Raw genomic sequence first — 21,480 nt, forward strand, 5'->3', positions numbered from 1 at the left:
GATAATTAAGGATAGTAAGATATATAGGCACAGAAAAAATTGCTATTTTATGTAAATCACTTCTTAGTTCATGTTTAAATAGGGGATAAAACATGCTATAATTCATTTGTATACAATCTATATGAATATAATAATTTTCATAGCAATTGATATACATAATATTAATATGGTATTTTTCAAATTATAAAATTATAGATTTTAATAAAATGCTAATGGGGGATATATGAACTATTTAAATTATATTTCTAATAAAATTACTAAAGATTTTGGAATAAGACATACTTACAATGAAAAAACAAATTTTTTAGAATTTGTAGATAAGGAATTAAAATCTTTAGGATATGAAACAGAGATAATACAAGGGAAAAACGTAAAGCAATGTAGGAATTTATGTACAGTAGAAGGCAATGCAGATATTATATTTACAGCTCATTATGATACTCCAGGTACTATGCCTAAGTTCCTTGGATTTATTTTTAAACTTTTTGGTCATACAAGGCAAATAATAGGTAGCATAATATATATTATTATTATTTCATTGATAATTAGATTTATGAGAAATACATTAAATATAAGTATGTCTTATATTGTAGTAGTTATATTAATTATTTTCCCTATGCTTATAAAAAATAAAAAAAATTACAATGATAACTCAAGTGGAGTGATAACCCTTTTAAATATTGCATATGAATTAAAAAATGATGAGAGTTTGAAGAAAAAGGTGGATAAAATAAAAATAGTATTTTTAGATAATGAGGAGAGTGGTTTGCTAGGATCTAATTTACTATCAAAGTATTGGGAAGAAAAGGACAAATATTTTAAAGAGAAGAAAATAATTAATTTTGATTGTGTAGGAATAGGAGATATACCTATAGTATATTACTCAAAGGAATTAGATTATGAATTAGCTGATTTGTTACAAATTGCTTTAACTTCTTATAAAAATAATAGTAAGAAATTTATGTGTAAATATTACCCATTATCCGATGACTTTTCATTTAGAAAAAATCCAGCTGTAAGCATAATTTTTTCCAATAACAGTATAATACCAGGAGGGTATTATATTCCTAATGTACACAGCTTAAAAGATAATGTTTTAGAATTAGAAAATATTCAATGGTTAACAAGACAAATATTGAAAAAAATTTAATTTGTTCGAGTTAATTTTTATAACTTTATAATTAAAAAAAACACTATGAAAGTATATAGTTCACAGTGTTTTTGTTTATTATATCTAATTTTATCTAGGTATCATATAGAAAAGTGAGAAAAAGTGAAAAACACTTCCACCTATTACAAATAAATGCCATATTGAGTGGTTATAAGGTATATCATCTAACATAAAAAGAAAAGCTCCAACAGTATAAATAATACCACCTACTATAAGATATATAAGGGATATTCTGGGGATAACTAAAGCTAATTTTTTAGCATGAAGCATTATAAGCCAACCCATAAAAATATATATTCCGGTAGATAGTTTTTCGTATTTACCAGTTGTAAATACTTTTAAGATAATTCCTATTAAAGTAAGCCCCCATTCTATACCAAATATAGTCCAACCTAAAGGATCTCTAAGAGAAGTAAGTATAAAGGGCGTATAGGTACCTGCAATTAAAAGAAAAATAGAGGAATGATCAAATATCCTAAATAATTTTTTTACTTTTTTGCCCTGAAGACTATGGTATAAGGTGGATTCCAAATATAATATAAAAAGGCATGCTCCAAAGATGCTATAACTTGTTACATACCAAGCGTTCCCATATTTAGCTGAAAATACAATCAAAATAACCAAAGCAGCTATAGATAATAAAGCACCAATACCATGAGTTATAGCATTTGCTATTTCTTCACCTTTAGTATAAAATTCATTTAACATAAACATATCTCCTTTATAATATATATATTATATTATACTATAATGGTAAAAATATGCACAATATATTACTAAAAAATCACTATGGTAAATCCATAGTGATTTTTTAGTAATGATATAGATTAAACATTAAATCTAAAGTTTACAATATCTCCATCTTGCATTACATATTCTTTTCCCTCAAGCCTAAAAAATCCTTTTTCCTTAGCGTGGGCTTCAGAACCACATTCTATAAGTTTATCGTAGGATATAACTTCTGCTCTTATAAAGCCTTTTTCAATATCAGTATGAATTTTACCAGCAGCCTTAGGTGCTTTTGTGCCTTTAACTATAGTCCAAGCTCTAACTTCAACTTGACCTGCAGTTAAAAAGCTTATAAGACCTAATAATTTATAGCTAGATTGAACTAGCTTATCAAGTCCAGATTCTTCTAATCCATATTCAGAAAGCATTTCAGTCTTTTCATCATCTTCTAAAGTGGATAATTCTTCTTCAAGTCTTGCACATAAAGTTATTACTTCGGAATTTTCCGCTTTTGCAAAATCTTTAACCTTTTTAACAAATTCATTTTCAGGGTTTCCAGACATTAAATCATCTTCAGATACATTAGCTGCATATAAAACAGGTTTTGAAGTTAAAAGGAAATAACCTTTAACTAATTTTTCTTCATCTTCTTCAAGTTCCAAAGTTCTTACAGGCTTACCTTCCTCTAAATGAGCAACTATTCTTTTCATAAGATCTTCTTCTGCTTTGGCTTCTTTGTTTCCGCTCTTAGCTAACTTACTGTTTTTCTCTATTCTTCTTTGCATTAATTCTATATCAGAAAATATAAGCTCTAAACTAATAGTTTCTATATCACGAATAGGATCTACAGAGCCATCTACATGTACTATATTTGAGTCTTCAAAACATCTTACTACATGAACAATAGCTTCAACCTCTCTTATATGAGATAGGAATTTATTTCCTAGTCCTTCTCCTTTACTTGCTCCTTTAACTAATCCAGCAATGTCATAAAACTCAATAGCAGTAGGAACCTTTTTTTTAGAGTTATACATTTTTTCTAAAACATCTAATCTTTTATCTGGTACACTAACTACTCCTACATTTGGTTCTATGGTACAGAATGGATAGTTAGCAGATTCAGCTCCTGCTTTTGTTATTGCATTAAATAATGTACTTTTACCTACGTTAGGTAAACCAACTATTCCTAATTTCATATATGTACAGTCCTTTCTTTTTATATTGACGTTATGTAATTAAAAAAATCTAAATAATTTATAAAACAACTTATAATTTAAATGAAAAAATAATTTAAGTTATAATATTCAATTTATAAATAGAGCTAGATTTTGTAAAAAAATTAGTTTTTTATAATTTCCTATTAAATTATACTAAAGGCTAAAGTTTATTTCAACAATAGGGTGATTATATTTATATTATGTATTTTAGAAATATAGTTTAAAGAATAATATATCATTATATTAAGTTTTATAGAGAGGATATTTTTATTGGATGTAGAGTTTTTGTAAATAAATAGATAGGTTTATATAAATTTTAAAATAATTTAAAAAAGTTTTAAAAGTGCAATAAAAATAACAATAAAATAAAATTACTATAGAGAAAATGACAGGTTTATTTTATTTAGTTATATATAATATAGGATATAAAAATATTTTATCAAAATATGTCTAAAAATTAATAGAATATTAAATAAAATTTTGTTTTTTTATCACTATATTTTATATAAATAAGGGGAAATTACTTAAAAAAACGAATTAGATTTCAGAAAACTTAATAATAGGGCTGTTAAACCTTATTTTGTTAATCTTATTAATATTTTAAATTAATTTAAAAATTGGAGTAAAAATATTTAAATTAATAGAAGGAATTTTAATGAAAATATAGAATATTAACCTTGATAGTGGTTTAAAGTGGTTTAAAGTGGAGTGAAAATTACCAATTGGGGTGGAGATATGTTTATAGGGGAGTATAATCATAGTTTAGATACAAAAAATAGAATTATAATCCCGGCAAAGTTTAGAGAGGAATTAGGAAAGAACTTTGTATTGACTAAAGGATTAGATGGTTGTCTTTATGTATATCCTAAAAGTCAGTGGGAGGTTCTTCAGAAAAAATTAGAAACTTTACCTCTAACTAATAAAAATGCCAGAGCTTTTGTAAGATTTTTTTTCTCAGGAGCTCATGAATTAGAGCTAGATAAACAGGGGAGAACACTAATACCACAAAACCTTTTAGAATATGGACAAATACAAAAGGAAATAGTAAGTATAGGAGTTTCCAATAGAATAGAAATCTGGAGTAGGGAAAAATGGGAAGAATATAATAACTCTAATATAGATTATGATAGTATAGCAGAGCAAATGAGCGAATTGGGAATATAATCATTCGTTATATTTTAACTATTTAGATTTAATTTTAATTATAAAATAAGTGTAAATGAATTACATTAGGAGGATACACATGGAGTTTAAACATATATCTGTATTATTAGAAGAGACTATAGATTCACTTAATATAAAGGAAGATGGTATATATGTGGACTGTACCTTAGGTGGTGGAGGACATTCTAAAGAAATATTAAAAAAATTATCTCACAAGGGAAAATTAATAGGTATAGATCAAGATACAAGTGCTCTTAAAGCAGCTAAAGAAAGATTAAAAGATTACGAAAATGTAATTTATGTACATAATAATTTTTATAATATAGATAGTATTTTAGAAGAGCTAGATATAGAGAAAGTTGATGGTATAGTAATGGATTTAGGGGTATCTTCTTACCAATTAGATGAAGCTTCAAGAGGCTTTAGTTATATGAAAGATGCACCTTTAGATATGAGAATGAATAGAGATGAAAATTTTTCAGCCTACGATGTAGTAAATAGCTATGGAGAGGAAGAGCTATTTAAGATATTAAAAAATTATGGAGAAGAAAAATTTTCTAGAAAAATTGCTAGATTTATAGTAGAAAGAAGAACAGAAAAATCTATAGAGACTACAGGGGAATTAGTAGAGATAATAAAAAAAGCCATTCCAGCTAAGTTTCAAAGGGAAGGGCATCCTGCTAAAAGAACCTTCCAAGCTATAAGGATAGAAGTAAATAAGGAACTTCAAATATTAAATAAAGCTATAGAAGATAGTGTAAATAGACTAAATAAAGATGGAAGATTAAGTATAATAACCTTTCACTCATTAGAGGATAGAATAGTAAAGGTGAAATTTAAAGAGTTAGAAAAACCTTGTACTTGCCCACCAAGCTTTCCAATTTGTGTTTGTGGAAAGAAACCACAAATAAAAATAATAACAAAAAAACCAATGGAACCCTCAAAGGAAGAAAAAGAAATTAACTCCAGAAGTAGAAGTGCAAAACTTAGAGTATGTAGAAGAATTTAAATATATAAATTTAATGCTTTTAAAAATTTTTATATCCAATACTTTAAAAATATAGTTATAAAACAGAAGGAGGCTGAATAAATTGGTAATGTTAGAAGGAAAAAACAGATTTAGTGGGAATACAGTTTTAAAACCACAGTATGAACCACAGATAGAAAAAGATAAAGAAAAAGAGAAAAAAGAGCAATACAAAAGGAATAAAAAAATACAACAAAAGCTTTTAAAAAAGAAATTCAAAACTTTAAGGAATATTATAATAGCTTTTATATTAGGGGTTACTTTAGTTGCTAGATATGGAATATTATATAGTATGCAAAAAGAGTTAAGTAGTGTAAATAGTGAGATATCAGAAGTAGAAAAGGAAAGTGAAAATTTGAAGGTAGAATTAGTTCACCATAGCAATTTAAGCAATATAGAGAAGGTAGCAGGACAAAACCTTAAAATGGTACCCCCTGATAAAGATTCAGCAATATATACGGATTTAAGCTATAATAATTTTAAAAAAGAAGATTCTAAGAATCATATTGGAGAAAAGCATAATGCTTTTTTAGAGTTTTTTTCTAACTTAAAGAAAGTGCTATTTTAAATGGAGGTAACATAATTGTCAAATAGTAAGTACAGAGACAAAGTAATAATTAGAAAAAGAATGGTGTTTATATTTGCTCTTTTAATTTTAGCTTTTATAGGCTTAGTAATAAAAATGGGAACTATAATGATAGGTCAGTCTCCAATGTTGAAAAAAAAAGCTGTGGATCAATGGACAAGTGAAGTAAAAATTGATGCTAAAAGAGGTAGAATACTAGACAGAAATGGCAACGAGCTAGCAGTAAGTGCTAATGTGTACAGAGTAGATTTAGATATGAATACTTTGAGAAGTACTATGGAAGAAAAAAAGCTGTCTAAAAATGATGTAGCATCAAAACTTTCAAAAGCATTAGATATGGAACAAAAAGAAGTAGAAAAAGTATTGGATAAAAAACTTCCAAGTGGATTACCTTTAGCCTCTGCCACTTTAAAAAGAAGAATAGAAAAGGACAAGGCTGACAAGGTAAGGGAATTAGATTTAAGAGGAATTTTAGTATCTGCAGATACTAAAAGATACTACCCTAATAATAATTTTTTATCTCATGTATTAGGACATACAAATTCCGATGGAAGGGGACTTACAGGGGTAGAATTGTACTATAACAATATATTATCAGGTAAGCCAGGGGTAAGAATTGCTGAAACGGATAATAAAAGCAAGGAATTACCTTATACTATTTCAGAATACACTAAACCAGAGGATGGAAAAGATTTAATATTAACTATAGATGAAATGATACAACACTTTAGTGAAAAAGCAGCAGAGCAAGCTTTAAAGGATAACAAAGCAAAGGCAGTATCTGTAGTAGTAATGGATCCTAAAACTGGAGAAGTACTAGCTATGGCAAATAAGCCAGATTATAATCCTAATGATCCTTGGCAGGAAGGGAAAAGCTATGAAGAACTTCAACAAAACTGGAGAAATAGATCGGTTAATGATACTTTTGAACCAGGATCTGTATTTAAAGTCTTTACAGCAGCTACGGCTTTAGAAGAAAATTTAATAACCTCCGAGGATAAGTTTACTTGTAATGGAAGTATAACTATAGGGAAAAGAACTATACGTTGCTGGAAAAGTGGAGGACATGGTACTCAAAACTTTGTGGAGATACTTAAAAACTCTTGTAACGTAGGTTTTGCACAGTTAGGTCATAAGATAGGTAAAGAAAAATTAAATTCATATATTCAAAAATTCGGTTTCGGTAAAAAAACTGGTATAGATCTTCCAGGAGAAGCACCAGGGATAACAAAGAAAACAGAAAATATATCAGATATAGATTTAGCTACAATATCCTTTGGTCAAGCTAACACGTTGTCTATAGTACAATATCTCCAAGCTTTTAATGCAGTGGCTAATGGAGGAAATCTTATAAAACCTCATGTTATGAAAGAAGTAGGTCGTTTTGATGAGGAAAAAAATAAAGAAATAATAGAAAAGAAAAACACTATAGATAGTAAGCAAGTTTTAAATAACAATAAGATGGCTACCCTAAGAAGCTACTTAGAAAAAGTAGTAGCAGAAGGGGGAGGTAAAAAGGCTTATATAGCAGGTTATCATATAGGTGGTAAAACTGGTACAGCTCAAAAGGCTGGTAAGGGTGGATATATGCCTGGTAAATATGTAGCTTCCTTTGCAGGAATGGCACCAGCTAATGATCCAAGAATAACAGTATTTGTTTCTATTGATGAACCGGATCCTTCAAATTACTATGCAGGTCAAATAGCAGCTCCAGCAGCACAGGGGTTATTTAAAGATATATTTAATTATTTAGCATTGAAAAGTGATGCAGAAGGAGAAGATATAGCTAAAAGTCTTTTAAAGGATATAACTATTCCTGAAGTTAGAGGTAAGACAAAAGAAGAAGCACAAAAAATATTAAAGGATTTAAAATTAGATTGTGAAATACAGTCCGAAGGAGAATATGTAGTAGATATGAATCCTAAACCAGGGTATACTGTAAAAGAAGGTAGTAAAATCGTTCTTTACACAGGAAACAATCAAAATTATAATAAAGTAGTAGTTGTTCCAAATGTAAAAGGCCATACTGTAGAACAGGCTATGTCTGTATTAAATAGTATAGGATTAAGAGGGGACATACAGGGTGATGGAATTATTTCTCACCAAAGTATAGAAGCAAATAAGGAAGTTAAAAAAGGAACTATGGTTAACTTAAAAGCAGAACCAATAGGAGATTAATATAATAAAAAATTGGCATGCAGTAGTACAGAATTCTGTGTATTGCATGCTAATATTTTGTTAGTTCTACATAAATAATTTAATTAATAGACTTTAAAAAAATTACATAAGAAACTATAATGAAATAAGGATATGTGAATAAAAAAATAAAATTTTTTATTTACAAAAATTAAATATGATTTTATTGTTATTATATTAAGCGACAATAATTGGGATAAGGAAGTGTTACAATGGATTTAAGTTTAATACTAAAGTCATTAGAATATTCTTTTGTAAAAGAGGATAAAAAGGAGATAGAAAAAATAGAATATGATTCAAGAAAGGTTAAAGAAGGAGATTTATTTGTTTGTATAGAGGGATATGCAACAGATGGTCATAAATATGCCAAAAAAGCTTATGATAATGGAGCCAAAGTAATTGTTTGTGAGAAAGATTTAGAAGACTTATCTTGTTACAAGGATTGTACTATAATAAAGGTTCCAGACAGTAGAAAAGCCTTAGCTATAATGGCATCTAATTATTATGGTACCCCATCTAAACATATTAAAATAATAGGTATTACAGGAACAAATGGGAAAACTACTTCTACTTTTATGATGAAAGCTATATTAGAAAAAGCAGGCTATAAAGTAGGACTTTTAGGAACTATAGCAAATTATATAGGAAATAAAAAAATAGAATCCAATAGAACTACGCCAGAATCTTTAGAACTACAAAAATTATTTAAAGATATGGTAGATGAAAAAGTAGATTATTGTGTTATGGAAGTATCTTCCCATTCTTTATATTTAGATAGAGTTTATGGGGTAGAATTTAAAGAGGCTATATTTACAAATCTAACACAGGATCATTTGGATTTTCATAAAACCTTTGAAAACTATTTTAACTCCAAACTAATTTTATTTAAAAATGCCCAAAATTCAGTGATAAATATAGATGATAGTTATGGAGAAAAAGTATTAAAGAAAGCTTTAGGGAATAAAGTAACCTATGGAGTAGAAAAAAGTTGTGACTTAAAAGCAGAAAATTTACACATGCATTCTAGAGGAGTAGAATTTGATACTATATTTAAAAATGAAAAAGAAACCATAGCTTTAAATATACCAGGAAAATATAATATATATAATGCGCTAGGAAGTATTGGTGCCTGCCTTTTAGAGGGGATTTCTTTACAAACTATAAAAGAAGCACTAGGGGATATATCTGTACCAGGAAGATGTGAAATTGTAACTAAAAACTATGATTTAGGTTATGATGTTATAGTAGATTATGCCCATACACCAGATGGATTAGAAAATATATTAGCTACTGCTAGAGAGTTCACAAAGGGAAGATTAATAAGTGTATATGGATGTGGTGGAGATAGAGATAGAACTAAAAGACCTATTATGGGAAAAGTAGGATCAGATTTAAGTGATATAGCTATAATAACCTCAGATAATCCAAGAACAGAGGATCCATCCCTTATAATAAAAGATGTGCTAGAAGGTATAGAAAAAGATAATTATATAGTGGTTGAAGGAAGACGAGATGCAATAAAAAAGGCTATGGAAATAGCCAAAGAAAATGATGTTATAGTAGTGGCAGGAAAAGGCCATGAAGATTATCAGATATTAAAGGATAGAACTATTCATTTTGATGAAAGAGAAGTAATAGAGGAGTTAATAAAAGAAATATAAATTATATTAAATATAATTATTTAAATTATTTTTAATATAAAGTAGATGGATTTATAATTACATTTGGTTAGAAAATAATAGTAAAAAGATTATTACTCTGAAATGGGAGTGTTAGCGTGGAAAATGTTAAACTAGAAGAAATAATAAAAGCAGTTAATGGTGAGTTAGTGATAACTGGAGAAAAAGATGAATATAATTCAGTAAGTACAGATACAAGAAAAATAGAAAAGGGAGATATATTTATAGCCCTAAAAGGAGAAAATTTTAATGGAAATAACTTTGTACAAACGGCCATAGAAAAGGGAGCGTCTTTATGCATAGTAAGTGAAATAAATTTTGATAAAGAAAAAATAGGTAAATCTTCTTATGTAATAAAGGTAGAGAGTACTAATAAGGCTCTTTTAGATTTAGCTAAATACTATAAAAGTAAACTAGATATAAAAGTGGTTGCTATTACTGGATCTACAGGAAAAACATCTACAAAGGATTTAGTGGCGGCTGTGCTTTCAGAAAAATATAAAGTATTTAAAACAGAAGGAAATTTTAATAATGAGATAGGACTTCCTCTTATGATTTTTAAATTAGATAAAAGTTATGATATAGCAGTTTTAGAAATGGGTATGAATCATTTTAATGAAATACACAATATGGCAGAAGCAGCAAAACCAGATATAGCTATAATAACTAATATAGGGATATCACATATAGAGAATTTAGGATCTAGAGAAAATATTTTAAAAGCAAAATTGGAAGTAACAGATTTCTTTAGTAAGGATAGTATTTTAATAGTAAATGGAGACAATGATCTTCTATCAAATTTTGAAAGTGATAAATATAAGGTATGCAAAATAGGTACAGAGAAAAAATTTGATTTTAATGGAGAGAATTTAAATTTAGAAGAGGAAAGTATAGAATTTGATGTATTAGAACAAGGTGAAACAGCCTATAAAGGCTTTAATGTAAATGTACCTGGAAAGCATAATGTGCTTAATTCTCTTACAGCTATAGCTTGTGGAAAAGTTTTAGATATGAACTACGAGGATATACAAACTGGAATAAAAAATTTAAAAGCTACCTCTATGAGACTAGACATTATTAAAGAGAAGGGCTTTACTATAATAAATGACTGTTATAATGCAAGTCCGGATTCTATGAAAGCAGCTATAGATGTAATGAAAAATGTAAAAGGAAAAAGAACTATAGCTTTATTAGGTTCCATGAGGGAACTTGGAAATGAGGGGTATAGAGCCCATAGAGAAGTTTCTGAATATGCAAAAGAAAAGGGAATAGATTTATTATTTTCTATAGGAGAGTTTAGTGAAGCCTATAAGGAAGGTTTTGAAGAAATAAACAAAGAGAATTATAAAAGCTTTTTAAATAATGAAGAAGCAGCAAAATACATAAAAAATATAATAAAAGATGGTGATATAATATTAGTTAAAGCATCTAGAGCTATGAAGCTAGAAGAAATAGTAAAAGAACTAAGGATAAAACAAGAAAAATAGGAGGTGACTTGCTCACAAGTTAGAGCAATTATTTATGAATAGAATAGTATATGCAGTGCTTTTAGCGTTTTTAATATCTATATTAGGAGGACCAATATTAATACCTTTATTACACAAATTTAAATTCGGACAAAATATAAGAGAAGAGGGACCAAAAAGTCATAGAAAAAAAGCAGGTACTCCTACTATGGGCGGAGTGATATTTATATTATCATCTATAATAACAATGGCGTTAACTATAAGAAAGCCAGGGGATGAAGCTATGGTAGCTTTATATGCATTTATAGCTTTTGGAATAATAGGCGCTTTAGATGATGGTTTGAAAATAATTCATAAAGACAATTTAGGACTAAGGGCTTACCAAAAAATGTTATTGATTTTAGTCGTATCTGGTATATTTGGGTATTATTCTGCCAATAATCCTAATATAGGTACTTCAATAATAATGCCTTTTACTAGGAAAAGTGTGGATTTAGGAATGTTTTATATACCAGGTATAATAATATATTTTGCAGCCACCACTAATGCCGTTAATTTAACAGATGGATTAGATGGATTAGCTACGTCTGTTACATTACTTGTTATGACTTTCTTTGCTTTGGTAAGCTTTGGAATGGGTCACTATACTTTAGCTATATTTTGTGCAGTGTTAGCAGGAGCCCTTTTAGGATTTTTAAGATATAATGCCTTTCCAGCACAAGTATTTATGGGAGATACAGGTTCTTTAGCTTTAGGTGGAGCAGTAGCCGCAGTAGCCATGATACTAAAGTTGGAAATATTGGTTGTAATAGTAGGAGGAATATATGTATTAGAAACTTTATCTGTAATAATACAGGTTATATCCTTTAAGCTTACAGGAAAAAGAGTATTTAAAATGAGTCCTATACATCATCACTTTGAACTAAGTGGATGGCATGAAACTAAAGTAGTATCTGTTTTTTCAATAATTACAGTAATATTATGTTTAGTTGCTTTCTTAGCAGTATAATAAGCATTAGATAATGTAATTATAGCTATGAATTTATTTTGAATCTATAAGTAATCTAATAGGAGGAATTAGCGGGATATGAAAAAAACTAAAACTAAATTAGGCGCCATAGATTTTACTCTTTTTGTTACCATAACCTTATTGGTATCTATAGGGGTAATAATGGTTTATAGTGCTAGTTCTTACAGTGCCTTTTTCAATCCAAATATAAAAGATAGTACTTATTTTTTAAAGAAACAGGGAGTAGCAGCCATTATAGGAATAATATCTATGCTCTTTATCATTAAAATTGATTATCATAAATACAAAAAACATACTAAAAAATTAATGCTTATAACTATAGTTTTATTACTTATGGTTTTTATATTTCCGCCAGTAAAAGGAGCTAGAAGATGGATAAGATTAGGTCCAGCATCTCTTCAACCATCAGAGATAGCTAAATATATAGTGGTTATATATATGGCAAAAAGTTTAGAGTCCAAAGGAGAAAAAATTAAAAGCTTTGCTTACGGTATAATTCCATATCTATTAGTGTCAGGCTTTTATGCAGGCTTGGTATTTGCAGAAAAAAATCTTAGTATAGCAGCTGTTATAATGATAGTTACTTTAATCATTTTATATGTAGCAGGAGCTAGAACTAAACATATATCTTTTGTAATGCTAGTAGTTGGATTAGCAGGAGTAGCAGGTATATATTTTGAACCCTTTAGAATGGCTAGATTTTTAAGCTTTTTAGATCCTTGGAAGGATCCTAAAAATACTGGATATCAGCTTATTCAATCCTTATTAGCCTTAGGATCTGGAGGTATCTGGGGAGTAGGTATAGGTAGATCAAGGCAAAAATGTTACTATATACCGGAACCCCACAATGATTTTATATTTTCAATAATAGGTGAAGAATTAGGTTTGATAGGATGTATTCTTATAGTTATTTTATTCTCAATATTTATATGGAGGGGAATAGTTATAGCTACAAAAGCGAAAGATACATACGGTACTATTTTAGCTACGGGAATTACATCTATAGTAGCAGTTCAAGCCATAATAAATATGGCTGTTGTAACAGGATCCATGCCTGTTACAGGAGTTCCTCTTCCTTTTATAAGTTATGGAGGATCTTCTTTAGCAATTAATTTAATGGCTATGGGAATATTACTTAATATATCTAGACAAACTGAAAATACTATATAAAAAATAGCAACATTTAGTTGCTATTTTTTTATATATTCTTAAATTAATATTAATTTAAGAATATCAGGATATAGTTAACTGGCTTTATATAAAGAAGTATACTATAATTTTATTATAAGAATTGTTATAAAATAAAAATTCTTTAATAAAATTTAAAATAGTATTATAAAGAATTAATATACAATATGTATAAGTGTTTTTCATATTAAAAATATATATTTTAAATATTGTAATTATTTTTTAATGAAATAAATGAATTAAAATGTTAAAATAAATTTAAGTTTAAGTTATAATAAATTAAGTATTTAGGTAGGTAAAATAATGAGTAAAGATTTAATAAGCACAGACGAATATATAAAAATAAAAAAAAAGAGAAAAAGAATAAAAAGGATAGTAGTATTATTTATATTTTTAATATCTATCTTGGTAACCCTATGCCTTAAAATACCTTATTTTAATATAGAATCAATTGAGGTACAAGGTAATGTAAATATATCTAAAGAGCTAATAAAAGATACTTCTACTATTAAAACAGGGAATAATATATTTTATGCTAACAAAAGGGATGCAATAGAGAATATTTCATTGAATCCATATATTGAAGAAGTAAAAATCACAAAAAAATTTCCTAATAAATTACAGATATATGTTAAAGAAAGAGAAGCTTTGTTTTATAATAAAGTGGATAAAGACTTTTTTATTATATCTAAGAATGGATGCCTATTAGAAAAAAGAAAAGACATTAAAAATATGAAACTTATCAATTTACAAGGGTTTGAATTCAATGAATCTAAAATAGGAAATCCTTTAAAATCTAAGGATGAAAGAGCAGTAAAAATTTTAAATGATTTTGGAGTACTATTAAAAAATAATACCTCTGATGTAGTTTTTGCTCAGTTAGATCTAAGAAATTTATTGGATATTAGAATTTATTCCAAGGGTATATGCGTAAAAATAGGCACATCAGACCAAATAGAAAAGAAATTAAATACAGCTGTAAATATTTTAAAAAGGGATGAACTTAAAAAAGCAAAAAAGGGATATGTAGATGTGAGTTATGAAGGAAATCCTGTATTTTATATAGAAAAATAGGAGGTAAGAAATGAAAAAGACTTCACAAATTAGTATAGCATTGGTTTGTGCTATATTAGGATTTATGTTATCTCATCAATTTAAATCTATAGTAAAACAAGAAAAAACTCTAAATATAACAAGTAAAAGTAGTGAAGATGTTACTGTAGAAATCGATCAATATAAAAAAGAAAAAACAGAATTAGAGAAAAGAGTAGATGAACTTCAAGGAAAATTAAAAGATTATGAGAATAAGGCTTCTTCTAAAAGTGATGCTACTAAAAATTTACTTCAAGAGCTTGAAACCACAAGACTGCTAACTGGAAATACAGATGTAAAGGGACCAGGTGTAGTAATATATTTAAATCCTATAAATGATATATTTGGATCTACTCCGAGTGATAAGATAACAGACAAGCATTTAGTCTATTTAGTAAATGAATTAAGGTTTGCAGGGGCTGAGTCTATAGCTATAAATGGTATAAGAATAGTTAATAGAACGGGTATAAGGATTGCTGGAAACTATATAATGATTAATGATGAGAGAGTATCTCCTAATAAAAGGATAACTATAGAGGCCATAGGAAACAAAGACTTATTATATGCCACAATAGATTTCCCAGAGGTCTTTGTGGACTTTAAAGCTATATGTGATATAAAGTATGAAAAAAAAGATGAAATAAAAATGTCAAAATATAACAAGGTTTATAAAAATGAATATGCAAAACCTGTGGAAGAAAAATAATTTCTACTAAAAGTAATTAGGAGGTCTTTTATATGATAGGTTTTTTGGGACTTATAATAGGTATTGTAATAGGAGCAGTCTTTCAAGTTAATATACCAGATAAATTTTCACCTTATATGTCAGTAGCTATATTGGCTTGCTTAGATTCTGTATTTGGAGCTTTAAGAGCCTCACTTGCAAAAAACTTCCATGCAGATATATTTATATCAGGCTTTTTTGGTAATGCAGTATTGGCAGCGGGACTAGCTTATTTAGGAGATAAAATGGGGGTTCCTATATATCTAGCTGCTGTAGTGGTTTTTGGAGGCAGAATATTTGATAATTTTGGAGTAATAAGAAGAATACTTATAGAAAAAGCTAAATCTCATACTGAGGTGAAATAGATGAGAAATAACGAAGCTACTATATTTATATTCATAGCTTCTATAGCCGTAGGAATATTAATCTCCATGAATATAAGTTTTAAAAAGGTAAATGCTAGAACTTTTTTAAATGTAAAACAATATCAAGAATCACTTAATGAAAAAAATAAATTATATGCAGAAGTTAGTAACTTAAAGGAAAAATATAATGCTTACTATGAAAAGTTAGAAAAATATGAAAATCAATTGTCAAACGACAAAGAAATAAGAGAAGAGGTTAATAAGGAAATTTTTCAAAACAAATTGCAATTAGGAACTATACCTGTAGAAGGACCAGGAGTAAGAATAGTATTAAATGATGCAGATAAGGAATTATTTGAAGGAGGAACCTACGAAGAAAATAAACTTAAATTAATACATAATACAGATATTATACAGGTTATAAATGATTTAAAAAATGCTAAAGTGGAGGCTATATCTTTAAATGGTCAAAGAATAACTAATGTTTCTGATATATATTGTGATGGAACTTTTATTGGAATAAATGGGGGAATAAAATTATTAGCTCCTTTTTATATTGAGGCTATAGGTGATAAAACATCAATTAAAGAATATATGCTTAGAAATGATGGGTATCTTCAAATATTAATGCTTAGAAAAATATATGTGGATATACAAGAAAAAGATAAAATAATAGTACCAGCTTATAGTAATGATAAAAAACCAAAAAATATAAAATCCACAGAAAAATAATTAGTTTAAAAGTGTTTAATTCTGAAGGACTTTTAGATTTTATAGAGAATATTATAAAGTAAATAATAATTAAGGCTGTAAGGGGGCATGACTTTGGAAATAGAAGGCAATATTAATAGCGTAAAAAAAAGTTTACCAAAAGATGTAACTCTTATAGGGGTATCCAAAACTAAACCAGTAGAATATATAGAGGAAGCATATGAGGCTGGATTGAGAGATTTTGGAGAAAATAAGGTGCAAGAGCTTGTAGATAAAATAGAGTATTTTAAAGAAAAAAAAGATATAAGATGGCATTTAATAGGCCACCTTCAGAGAAATAAGATAAAGTATATAGTAGGAAAGGTTTATTTAATACATTCTTTAGATAGTATTAGACTTTTAGAAGAAATAGAGGATAAATATAAAAAACAAAATAAGATAGCAAATGTATTAATTCAGATAAACATAGGAAAAGAAGAAAGTAAATATGGCATATATAAAGAAGATTTAGGAAATATGCTAGATGCTATAGAAAAATGTGAAAATGTGAAAGCCAAGGGTCTTATGGCCATAATACCTAAAGGATCTGATGAGGAATGTGCTAAATATTTTAGACAAATGAAAGAAATCTTTTCAACACTACAAAATAAAAGCTTTAAAAATATAGAAGTGAAATACTTATCTATGGGAATGACAGGAGATTACCCTATTGCTATAAAAGAAGGATCTAATATGATAAGAGTAGGACAAGGAATTTTTGGAAAAAGAAATTATGATATAAAGTAATTATTAAGGAGGTAAACATTATGTCAGGTAAAATATTAGATAAAATGGCTGGACTTTTAGGCCTAGAGGATGATTTAGAAGAGGATTTAGAAGAAGTAGAAGGACAAGAAGAAACAGTAGAGGAAGAAGTAACTCCGCTTATATCTTCAAATACAAAGAGAAATAATAAAGTAGTAAGTATACATACAGCAGTTTCAGCTAAAGTTAAAATAATAAAACCCTGTAGTTATGAAGAAGCTGTAGATATATGTGATGAATTGAAGAATAGAAAAATAATAATAGTAAATACTACTGATTTAGAAACTAAAATAGCCCAAAGATTACTAGACTTTATGGGTGGTGCAAGCTATGCATTAGGTGGTAGTTTAGAAGAAGTAGAAAAGTCTGTATATATATTAGCACCCTCAACAGTAGAAGTTACCAATGAACTTAAAAGTCAATTAATATCTAGTAAGGGCATATTTAATTGGAATAAATAAAATTTGGAGGCAAATATGGTATCTAACACTATAACAACAGCGGTATCACTTTTATTTAGGCTTTTAGAAGGAGCTATTTTAATTGATGTACTATTATCTTGGATAGCTCCTGGAAGAAGGGATCCTTTCACTAATTTTATACATAGTCTTACGGATCCACTTATGAAACCTGCAAGAAGTTTTCAAAATAAAATAGCTCCTAATTTGATGATAGATTTTTCACCTATATTTGCTTTTGTTTTATTAGATGTTTTAAGAAATTTAGTTTTTATTATTTTAGGCATGTTCTAAATGAACAAAAAAAAATTTTTAAATAAAGTAAATATAGAAGATAAGAGTTTATTGCTAGATATATATAATAAGGCTATTTTGGCAGAAAAAACAGGGAAACAGCTATTTTCATCTTATTTTTGTACTAACAACATATGTAAAGTTTCTTGTGAATTGGCTCACTTTTTAAATTTGAAAATAGATATCTTTGGAGTTTTTAAAGATGCAGAAAGACAAATTATAGGATTTAATGTTTATGATACTGAAGATTTTCCAATAGTTCTAGTTAAAATAAACTATAATTCTAAATTTGTGAATCTAGAACACAAGGATTTTTTAGGTGCTTTAACATCCTTAGGTATAAAGAGAGAAAAAATGGGAGATTTGGTTTTAAAACAAAACAGTTGTTATGTACCTATTTATGAAGATTTATACGAATATATATATATGAATTTAGATCATATAGCTAAAGCACCCTGTAGAATAGAAAAGATGGATTTAAAAACTCAGGTGATTCCTGAGTTTAATTTTCAAGAAAAGTCTATTATTGTTTCTTCTAATAGAGCAGATTCTATAGTGGCATCTCTATGTAATATTTCAAGAACTAAGGCGCTAGATTTAATAGGATCCTCAAAAGTATTTGTGGATTATGATGAAGTTAAATCTAAAAACAAAGAAATACATGGAGGATCTATAGTGACTATAAGAGGATATGGTAAATTTAAAATGGATTCTTTTATAGGAGAAACAGCTAAAGGAAGAATTAAAATATTATTTAAAAAATTTATTTGATTTGAGGTGTGTTCTATGAAGATAACATCAATGGATATTACGAATAAACAATTCAAAAAATCCATGAGAGGATATAATTGTGATGAAGTAGATGAGTTTTTGGATAAAATATCAGAGGACTATGAAGAGCTATATAAAGATAATTCATCTTTAAGAGAAAGAGTAAATACATTAGAAGAGAGATTAAACCATTATGATAAAATGGAAGAAACTATACAAAATACTCTTTTGTTAGCACAAAATGCAGCAGAGCAAGCAAAGGAAACAGCTCAAAAAGAAGCAGATTTAATAATAAAAAATGCTAATGATTCTGCTAAAAGGGTTATAGAAAAATCTCAAGAAGATGTTATGAAAATAAATGATGAATTCCAGTATACAAAACAAGAATTTAATAAATTTAGAAATAGATATAAAACATTTATGAAAACTCAAATGGATATGTTTTATGAAATGGAAAAAGAATTTATGAAAAACTATAATCTTGGTACTGGTATAGAAGAAAAATTTGTGCCTGAAAAGGAGATTGAAGTTCAAGATAGTAGAGCTTTAGTAAATGAGATAGATAATTCAGAAACTAGGGAACATAGTTTTAAAGTTTCAGATATTACTATAGATAATTCTTCTTTAAACAAAAATAATAATGAAATAAAGAGTTTTTATATAAAAGAGGATTAATAGAAGAGTTTTTGCATATAGCAAAAACTCTTTTAATTTATATAAATGAAAAAAGTTTTTAGCTTTATAATTAATAAATTATTTTTAATAAATAAAAAAGTGAAATTATACCTAATATGCTAATAAAATATTGGCTATATGGTATAATAAATTTATCCGATGATTACCCACTCTAATACTCCCATATGAGTAAAGAGCAGCTACGTCCCTGGATAACGATTTTTTAGCTTTACAGGGAGTAAAAACTCCCTGTAAAGCTAAGAACTCTGTTTATCCAAATTACTTTATATATGAAAGTAGGTGAAGTTATGAAAGAAATAATATTAGAAAGTTTAGAACTTAAGCATAGGGTATACATAAACAATAACTTAAATAGGTTTCACAATATACTTTTAGAAAATAAGATAAAGGATACAGATAGTATATTTATAGTAACGGATAAAAATATATATAGCTTATATAAACATAAGATGGAGCAATTTATAAATAAAAATAAATATTTTGTATTTGTCATGGATACGGGAGAAGAAAACAAAAATATTAATACAGTAAATAAAATATATGATTTTTTAATAGATAATAATGCTAATAGGCATAGTGTATTAATAGCTTTTGGTGGAGGAATAGTAGGAGATATTACAGGTTTTGTGGCCTCTACATATATGAGAGGTATCCGATTTATAAATATACCAACTACACTATTGGCTCAAGTAGATAGCTCAATAGGAGGAAAAGTTGCTTATAATCATAGAGAAATAAAAAATTTAATAGGAAACTTTTATAATCCAGTCTTTGTTTATGTGAGTACTAGTTTTTTGAAGACCTTAAGTGAAAGAGAGTTTTTAAACGGATTAGGAGAAATAATAAAATATTCTTTAATAAGGGAGAACGATTTATCTTATTTTATAGAAAAGAATATTAAATTTATACTAGAAAGAGAGCAAGACAAACTTATTCATATAGTGAAGGAATGTTTATCTATAAAAGCAGCTATTGTAGAAGAAGATTTTAGAGATTTAGGTATGAGAAATTCCTTGAATTTTGGTCATACCGTAGGGCATGCCATAGAAGCTAATTCTAATTACAAGATATCTCATGGAGAAGCAGTAGCTTTAGGCATATTAGTAGCTTTAAAATTGTCAGAAAAAAAGCTAAATCTAGATAAAAACATATATAATAATATAGTAAAGTTATATAAAAAGTTAAATTTACCACTTTTCTATAAAGTTGACAACTATAAAACATTTTTGTATGCTATAAGACATGATAAAAAAAATAGAGACAAAATTAGATTTGCTTTACTAGAGGAAGTAGGTAAAGTAAAGGTAAAAGTAGAAGTGGAAGAAAATGAGATTATTAAAGCTATAAAAGAAAGTATAGATAGGGAGGAAAAATAAATGACAATAGGTATTATAGGTGCAATGGATGAGGAATTAGAATTATTATTAAAGGAATTAGATTTAGAAAAAAAGCAAGTTAAAGCCAATATGACTTTTAATTTTGGAAAACTTTGGGGAAACAATGTAGTAGCTGTAAGATGCGGTATAGGCAAAGTAAATGCAGCAGTTTGTGCTCAGATACTCATAGATGATTTTAAAGTGGATAAAATAATAAATGTAGGTATAGCTGGAGGAACAGCAGAAAATGTATTACCAGGAGATGTGGTAGTAGCGAATAGTTTAGTTCAACATGATATGGATACTTCTGCTTTTGGAGATCCAATAGGACAAATTCCAAGATTAGATACATTTGATTTTAAATGTGACATTGAATTAATAGAGAAAGCTAAAAAGGCCTTCCAGAATAGAACAGACCATAAATGTTTAGTAGGAAGAATAGTCACAGGAGATCAATTCATAAATGATAAGGAAAGAGTTCAATGGATGTGCAAAGAGTTTAATGCACTAGCTTGTGAAATGGAGGGTGGAAGTATAGCTCAGGTTTCTTATTTAAATAACGTTCCTTTTGTAGTTATAAGATCCATATCAGATAATGCAAGTACAGGAGCTCATATGGAGTATGAAGATTTTATGACTATAGCTATAAAAAATTCCACCAACATATTAAAAGGAATGCTTACAAATATATAAATTTATCAGATATTTAGTTATCTAAAAGTTTAAAATAGTATAT

Annotated in this window: 22 protein-coding genes; 20 read left to right on the forward strand and 2 right to left on the reverse strand. The window is 27.8% G+C overall.

Translation table 11 applies throughout. From position 1 onward, the window contains the following. Positions 1 to 223: 223 nt before the first annotated feature. The gene (locus ACYUDJ_RS00130; protein ID WP_003486578.1) at positions 224 to 1,150 is read left to right on the forward strand and encodes a M28 family peptidase; all 927 of its coding nucleotides are present in this window, start codon (positions 224 to 226) and stop codon (positions 1,148 to 1,150) included. Between the two features lie 90 nt (positions 1,151 to 1,240). Here the strand turns inward: ACYUDJ_RS00130 and trhA are convergent, their stop codons facing one another. Next, positions 1,241 to 1,879, reverse strand: a complete 639-nt coding sequence (gene trhA / locus ACYUDJ_RS00135) for a PAQR family membrane homeostasis protein TrhA (RefSeq protein WP_003486575.1) — start codon at positions 1,877 to 1,879, stop codon at positions 1,241 to 1,243. A gap of 119 nt (positions 1,880 to 1,998) precedes the next feature. Then, entirely contained in the window at positions 1,999 to 3,096 is a 1,098-nt protein-coding gene (gene ychF, locus ACYUDJ_RS00140) for a redox-regulated ATPase YchF (protein ID WP_003486574.1), read from the reverse strand. Positions 3,097 to 3,852: 756 nt separating this feature from the next. On the opposite strand from ychF, the gene mraZ reads away from it, so the two are divergent. From mraZ to ACYUDJ_RS00235, 19 genes are all read left to right on the forward strand, one after another. Then, positions 3,853 to 4,281 carry a division/cell wall cluster transcriptional repressor MraZ gene (mraZ, locus tag ACYUDJ_RS00145; RefSeq protein ID WP_030034702.1) on the forward strand — a complete coding sequence of 143 codons (429 nt, stop codon included), beginning with the start codon at positions 3,853 to 3,855 and terminating at the stop codon, positions 4,279 to 4,281. A 79-nt stretch (positions 4,282 to 4,360) separates the two neighbouring features. After that, a complete protein-coding gene (gene rsmH / locus ACYUDJ_RS00150; protein ID WP_003486569.1) occupies positions 4,361 to 5,290 on the forward strand; it encodes a 16S rRNA (cytosine(1402)-N(4))-methyltransferase RsmH in 930 nt (309 codons plus the stop codon). Between the two features lie 82 nt (positions 5,291 to 5,372). After that, positions 5,373 to 5,876, forward strand: coding sequence for a cell division protein FtsL (locus ACYUDJ_RS00155; RefSeq protein WP_042385199.1), 504 nt, complete (start codon positions 5,373 to 5,375; stop codon positions 5,874 to 5,876). 15 nt (positions 5,877 to 5,891) lie between these two features. Beyond that, positions 5,892 to 8,072, forward strand: coding sequence for a stage V sporulation protein D (locus ACYUDJ_RS00160; RefSeq protein WP_042385197.1), 2,181 nt, complete (start codon positions 5,892 to 5,894; stop codon positions 8,070 to 8,072). Positions 8,073 to 8,302: 230 nt separating this feature from the next. Next, complete coding sequence (locus tag ACYUDJ_RS00165; protein ID WP_003486561.1) at positions 8,303 to 9,751, forward strand: UDP-N-acetylmuramoyl-L-alanyl-D-glutamate--2,6-diaminopimelate ligase; 1,449 nt, start codon at positions 8,303 to 8,305, stop codon at positions 9,749 to 9,751. Between the two features lie 116 nt (positions 9,752 to 9,867). Beyond that, positions 9,868 to 11,256: a UDP-N-acetylmuramoyl-tripeptide--D-alanyl-D-alanine ligase gene (locus ACYUDJ_RS00170; RefSeq protein ID WP_003486559.1), complete on the forward strand. Its 1,389-nt coding sequence runs from the start codon at positions 9,868 to 9,870 to the stop codon at positions 11,254 to 11,256. A gap of 34 nt (positions 11,257 to 11,290) precedes the next feature. Beyond that, positions 11,291 to 12,244, forward strand: a complete 954-nt coding sequence (gene mraY, locus ACYUDJ_RS00175; protein WP_003486557.1) for a phospho-N-acetylmuramoyl-pentapeptide-transferase — start codon at positions 11,291 to 11,293, stop codon at positions 12,242 to 12,244. 78 nt (positions 12,245 to 12,322) lie between these two features. Next, positions 12,323 to 13,435: a stage V sporulation protein E gene (gene spoVE / locus ACYUDJ_RS00180; RefSeq protein WP_003486555.1), complete on the forward strand. Its 1,113-nt coding sequence runs from the start codon at positions 12,323 to 12,325 to the stop codon at positions 13,433 to 13,435. Between the two features lie 321 nt (positions 13,436 to 13,756). Further along, the gene (locus ACYUDJ_RS00185) at positions 13,757 to 14,527 is read left to right on the forward strand and encodes a cell division protein FtsQ/DivIB (protein ID WP_043031836.1); all 771 of its coding nucleotides are present in this window, start codon (positions 13,757 to 13,759) and stop codon (positions 14,525 to 14,527) included. 10 nt (positions 14,528 to 14,537) lie between these two features. Then, on the forward strand, positions 14,538 to 15,251 hold the full coding sequence (locus tag ACYUDJ_RS00190) for a DUF881 domain-containing protein (RefSeq protein WP_003486550.1): 714 nt from the start codon (positions 14,538 to 14,540) through the stop codon (positions 15,249 to 15,251). A 32-nt stretch (positions 15,252 to 15,283) separates the two neighbouring features. Then, positions 15,284 to 15,634, forward strand: coding sequence for a small basic family protein (locus ACYUDJ_RS00195; RefSeq protein ID WP_003486548.1), 351 nt, complete (start codon positions 15,284 to 15,286; stop codon positions 15,632 to 15,634). Next, complete coding sequence (locus tag ACYUDJ_RS00200) at positions 15,635 to 16,366, forward strand: DUF881 domain-containing protein (RefSeq protein WP_003486546.1); 732 nt, start codon at positions 15,635 to 15,637, stop codon at positions 16,364 to 16,366. A 93-nt stretch (positions 16,367 to 16,459) separates the two neighbouring features. Further along, on the forward strand, positions 16,460 to 17,131 hold the full coding sequence (locus tag ACYUDJ_RS00205; RefSeq protein WP_042385192.1) for a YggS family pyridoxal phosphate-dependent enzyme: 672 nt from the start codon (positions 16,460 to 16,462) through the stop codon (positions 17,129 to 17,131). A gap of 20 nt (positions 17,132 to 17,151) precedes the next feature. Further along, positions 17,152 to 17,610 (forward strand): cell division protein SepF, encoded by a 459-nt coding sequence (locus ACYUDJ_RS00210; protein ID WP_003486542.1) that lies wholly within the window; start codon positions 17,152 to 17,154, stop codon positions 17,608 to 17,610. Positions 17,611 to 17,625: 15 nt separating this feature from the next. Continuing rightward, entirely contained in the window at positions 17,626 to 17,901 is a 276-nt protein-coding gene (locus ACYUDJ_RS00215) for a YggT family protein (RefSeq protein ID WP_003486541.1), read from the forward strand. Next, entirely contained in the window at positions 17,902 to 18,672 is a 771-nt protein-coding gene (locus ACYUDJ_RS00220) for a YlmH family RNA-binding protein (protein ID WP_043031837.1), read from the forward strand. It begins immediately after the preceding gene. A 15-nt stretch (positions 18,673 to 18,687) separates the two neighbouring features. Then, entirely contained in the window at positions 18,688 to 19,347 is a 660-nt protein-coding gene (locus tag ACYUDJ_RS00225; RefSeq protein ID WP_003486536.1) for a DivIVA domain-containing protein, read from the forward strand. 308 nt (positions 19,348 to 19,655) lie between these two features. Continuing rightward, positions 19,656 to 20,744: a 3-dehydroquinate synthase gene (gene aroB / locus ACYUDJ_RS00230; RefSeq protein ID WP_042385189.1), complete on the forward strand. Its 1,089-nt coding sequence runs from the start codon at positions 19,656 to 19,658 to the stop codon at positions 20,742 to 20,744. Next, on the forward strand, positions 20,745 to 21,437 hold the full coding sequence (locus ACYUDJ_RS00235) for a 5'-methylthioadenosine/adenosylhomocysteine nucleosidase (RefSeq protein WP_003486530.1): 693 nt from the start codon (positions 20,745 to 20,747) through the stop codon (positions 21,435 to 21,437). It begins immediately after the preceding gene. The last annotated feature ends 43 nt before the right edge of the window (positions 21,438 to 21,480 follow it).

Source organism: Clostridium sp. CTA-6 (assembly GCF_054768115.1).

Excerpts from the sequence above, each read along its gene's own strand:
- ACYUDJ_RS00130 (WP_003486578.1), top strand. The coding sequence starts at position 224 with ATGAACTATTTAAATTATATTTCTAATAAAATTACTAAAGATTTTGGA.
- trhA (WP_003486575.1), bottom strand. The coding sequence starts at position 1,879 with ATGTTAAATGAATTTTATACTAAAGGTGAAGAAATAGCAAATGCTATA.
- ychF (WP_003486574.1), bottom strand. The coding sequence starts at position 3,096 with ATGAAATTAGGAATAGTTGGTTTACCTAACGTAGGTAAAAGTACATTA.
- mraZ (WP_030034702.1), top strand. The coding sequence starts at position 3,853 with ATGTTTATAGGGGAGTATAATCATAGTTTAGATACAAAAAATAGAATT.
- rsmH (WP_003486569.1), top strand. The coding sequence starts at position 4,361 with ATGGAGTTTAAACATATATCTGTATTATTAGAAGAGACTATAGATTCA.
- ACYUDJ_RS00165 (WP_003486561.1), top strand. The coding sequence starts at position 8,303 with ATGGATTTAAGTTTAATACTAAAGTCATTAGAATATTCTTTTGTAAAA.
- mraY (WP_003486557.1), top strand. The coding sequence starts at position 11,291 with ATGAATAGAATAGTATATGCAGTGCTTTTAGCGTTTTTAATATCTATA.
- spoVE (WP_003486555.1), top strand. The coding sequence starts at position 12,323 with ATGAAAAAAACTAAAACTAAATTAGGCGCCATAGATTTTACTCTTTTT.
- ACYUDJ_RS00185 (WP_043031836.1), top strand. The coding sequence starts at position 13,757 with ATGAGTAAAGATTTAATAAGCACAGACGAATATATAAAAATAAAAAAA.
- ACYUDJ_RS00190 (WP_003486550.1), top strand. The coding sequence starts at position 14,538 with ATGAAAAAGACTTCACAAATTAGTATAGCATTGGTTTGTGCTATATTA.
- ACYUDJ_RS00195 (WP_003486548.1), top strand. The coding sequence starts at position 15,284 with ATGATAGGTTTTTTGGGACTTATAATAGGTATTGTAATAGGAGCAGTC.
- ACYUDJ_RS00200 (WP_003486546.1), top strand. The coding sequence starts at position 15,635 with ATGAGAAATAACGAAGCTACTATATTTATATTCATAGCTTCTATAGCC.
- ACYUDJ_RS00210 (WP_003486542.1), top strand. The coding sequence starts at position 17,152 with ATGTCAGGTAAAATATTAGATAAAATGGCTGGACTTTTAGGCCTAGAG.
- ACYUDJ_RS00215 (WP_003486541.1), top strand. The coding sequence starts at position 17,626 with ATGGTATCTAACACTATAACAACAGCGGTATCACTTTTATTTAGGCTT.
- ACYUDJ_RS00220 (WP_043031837.1), top strand. The coding sequence starts at position 17,902 with ATGAACAAAAAAAAATTTTTAAATAAAGTAAATATAGAAGATAAGAGT.
- ACYUDJ_RS00225 (WP_003486536.1), top strand. The coding sequence starts at position 18,688 with ATGAAGATAACATCAATGGATATTACGAATAAACAATTCAAAAAATCC.
- aroB (WP_042385189.1), top strand. The coding sequence starts at position 19,656 with ATGAAAGAAATAATATTAGAAAGTTTAGAACTTAAGCATAGGGTATAC.
- ACYUDJ_RS00235 (WP_003486530.1), top strand. The coding sequence starts at position 20,745 with ATGACAATAGGTATTATAGGTGCAATGGATGAGGAATTAGAATTATTA.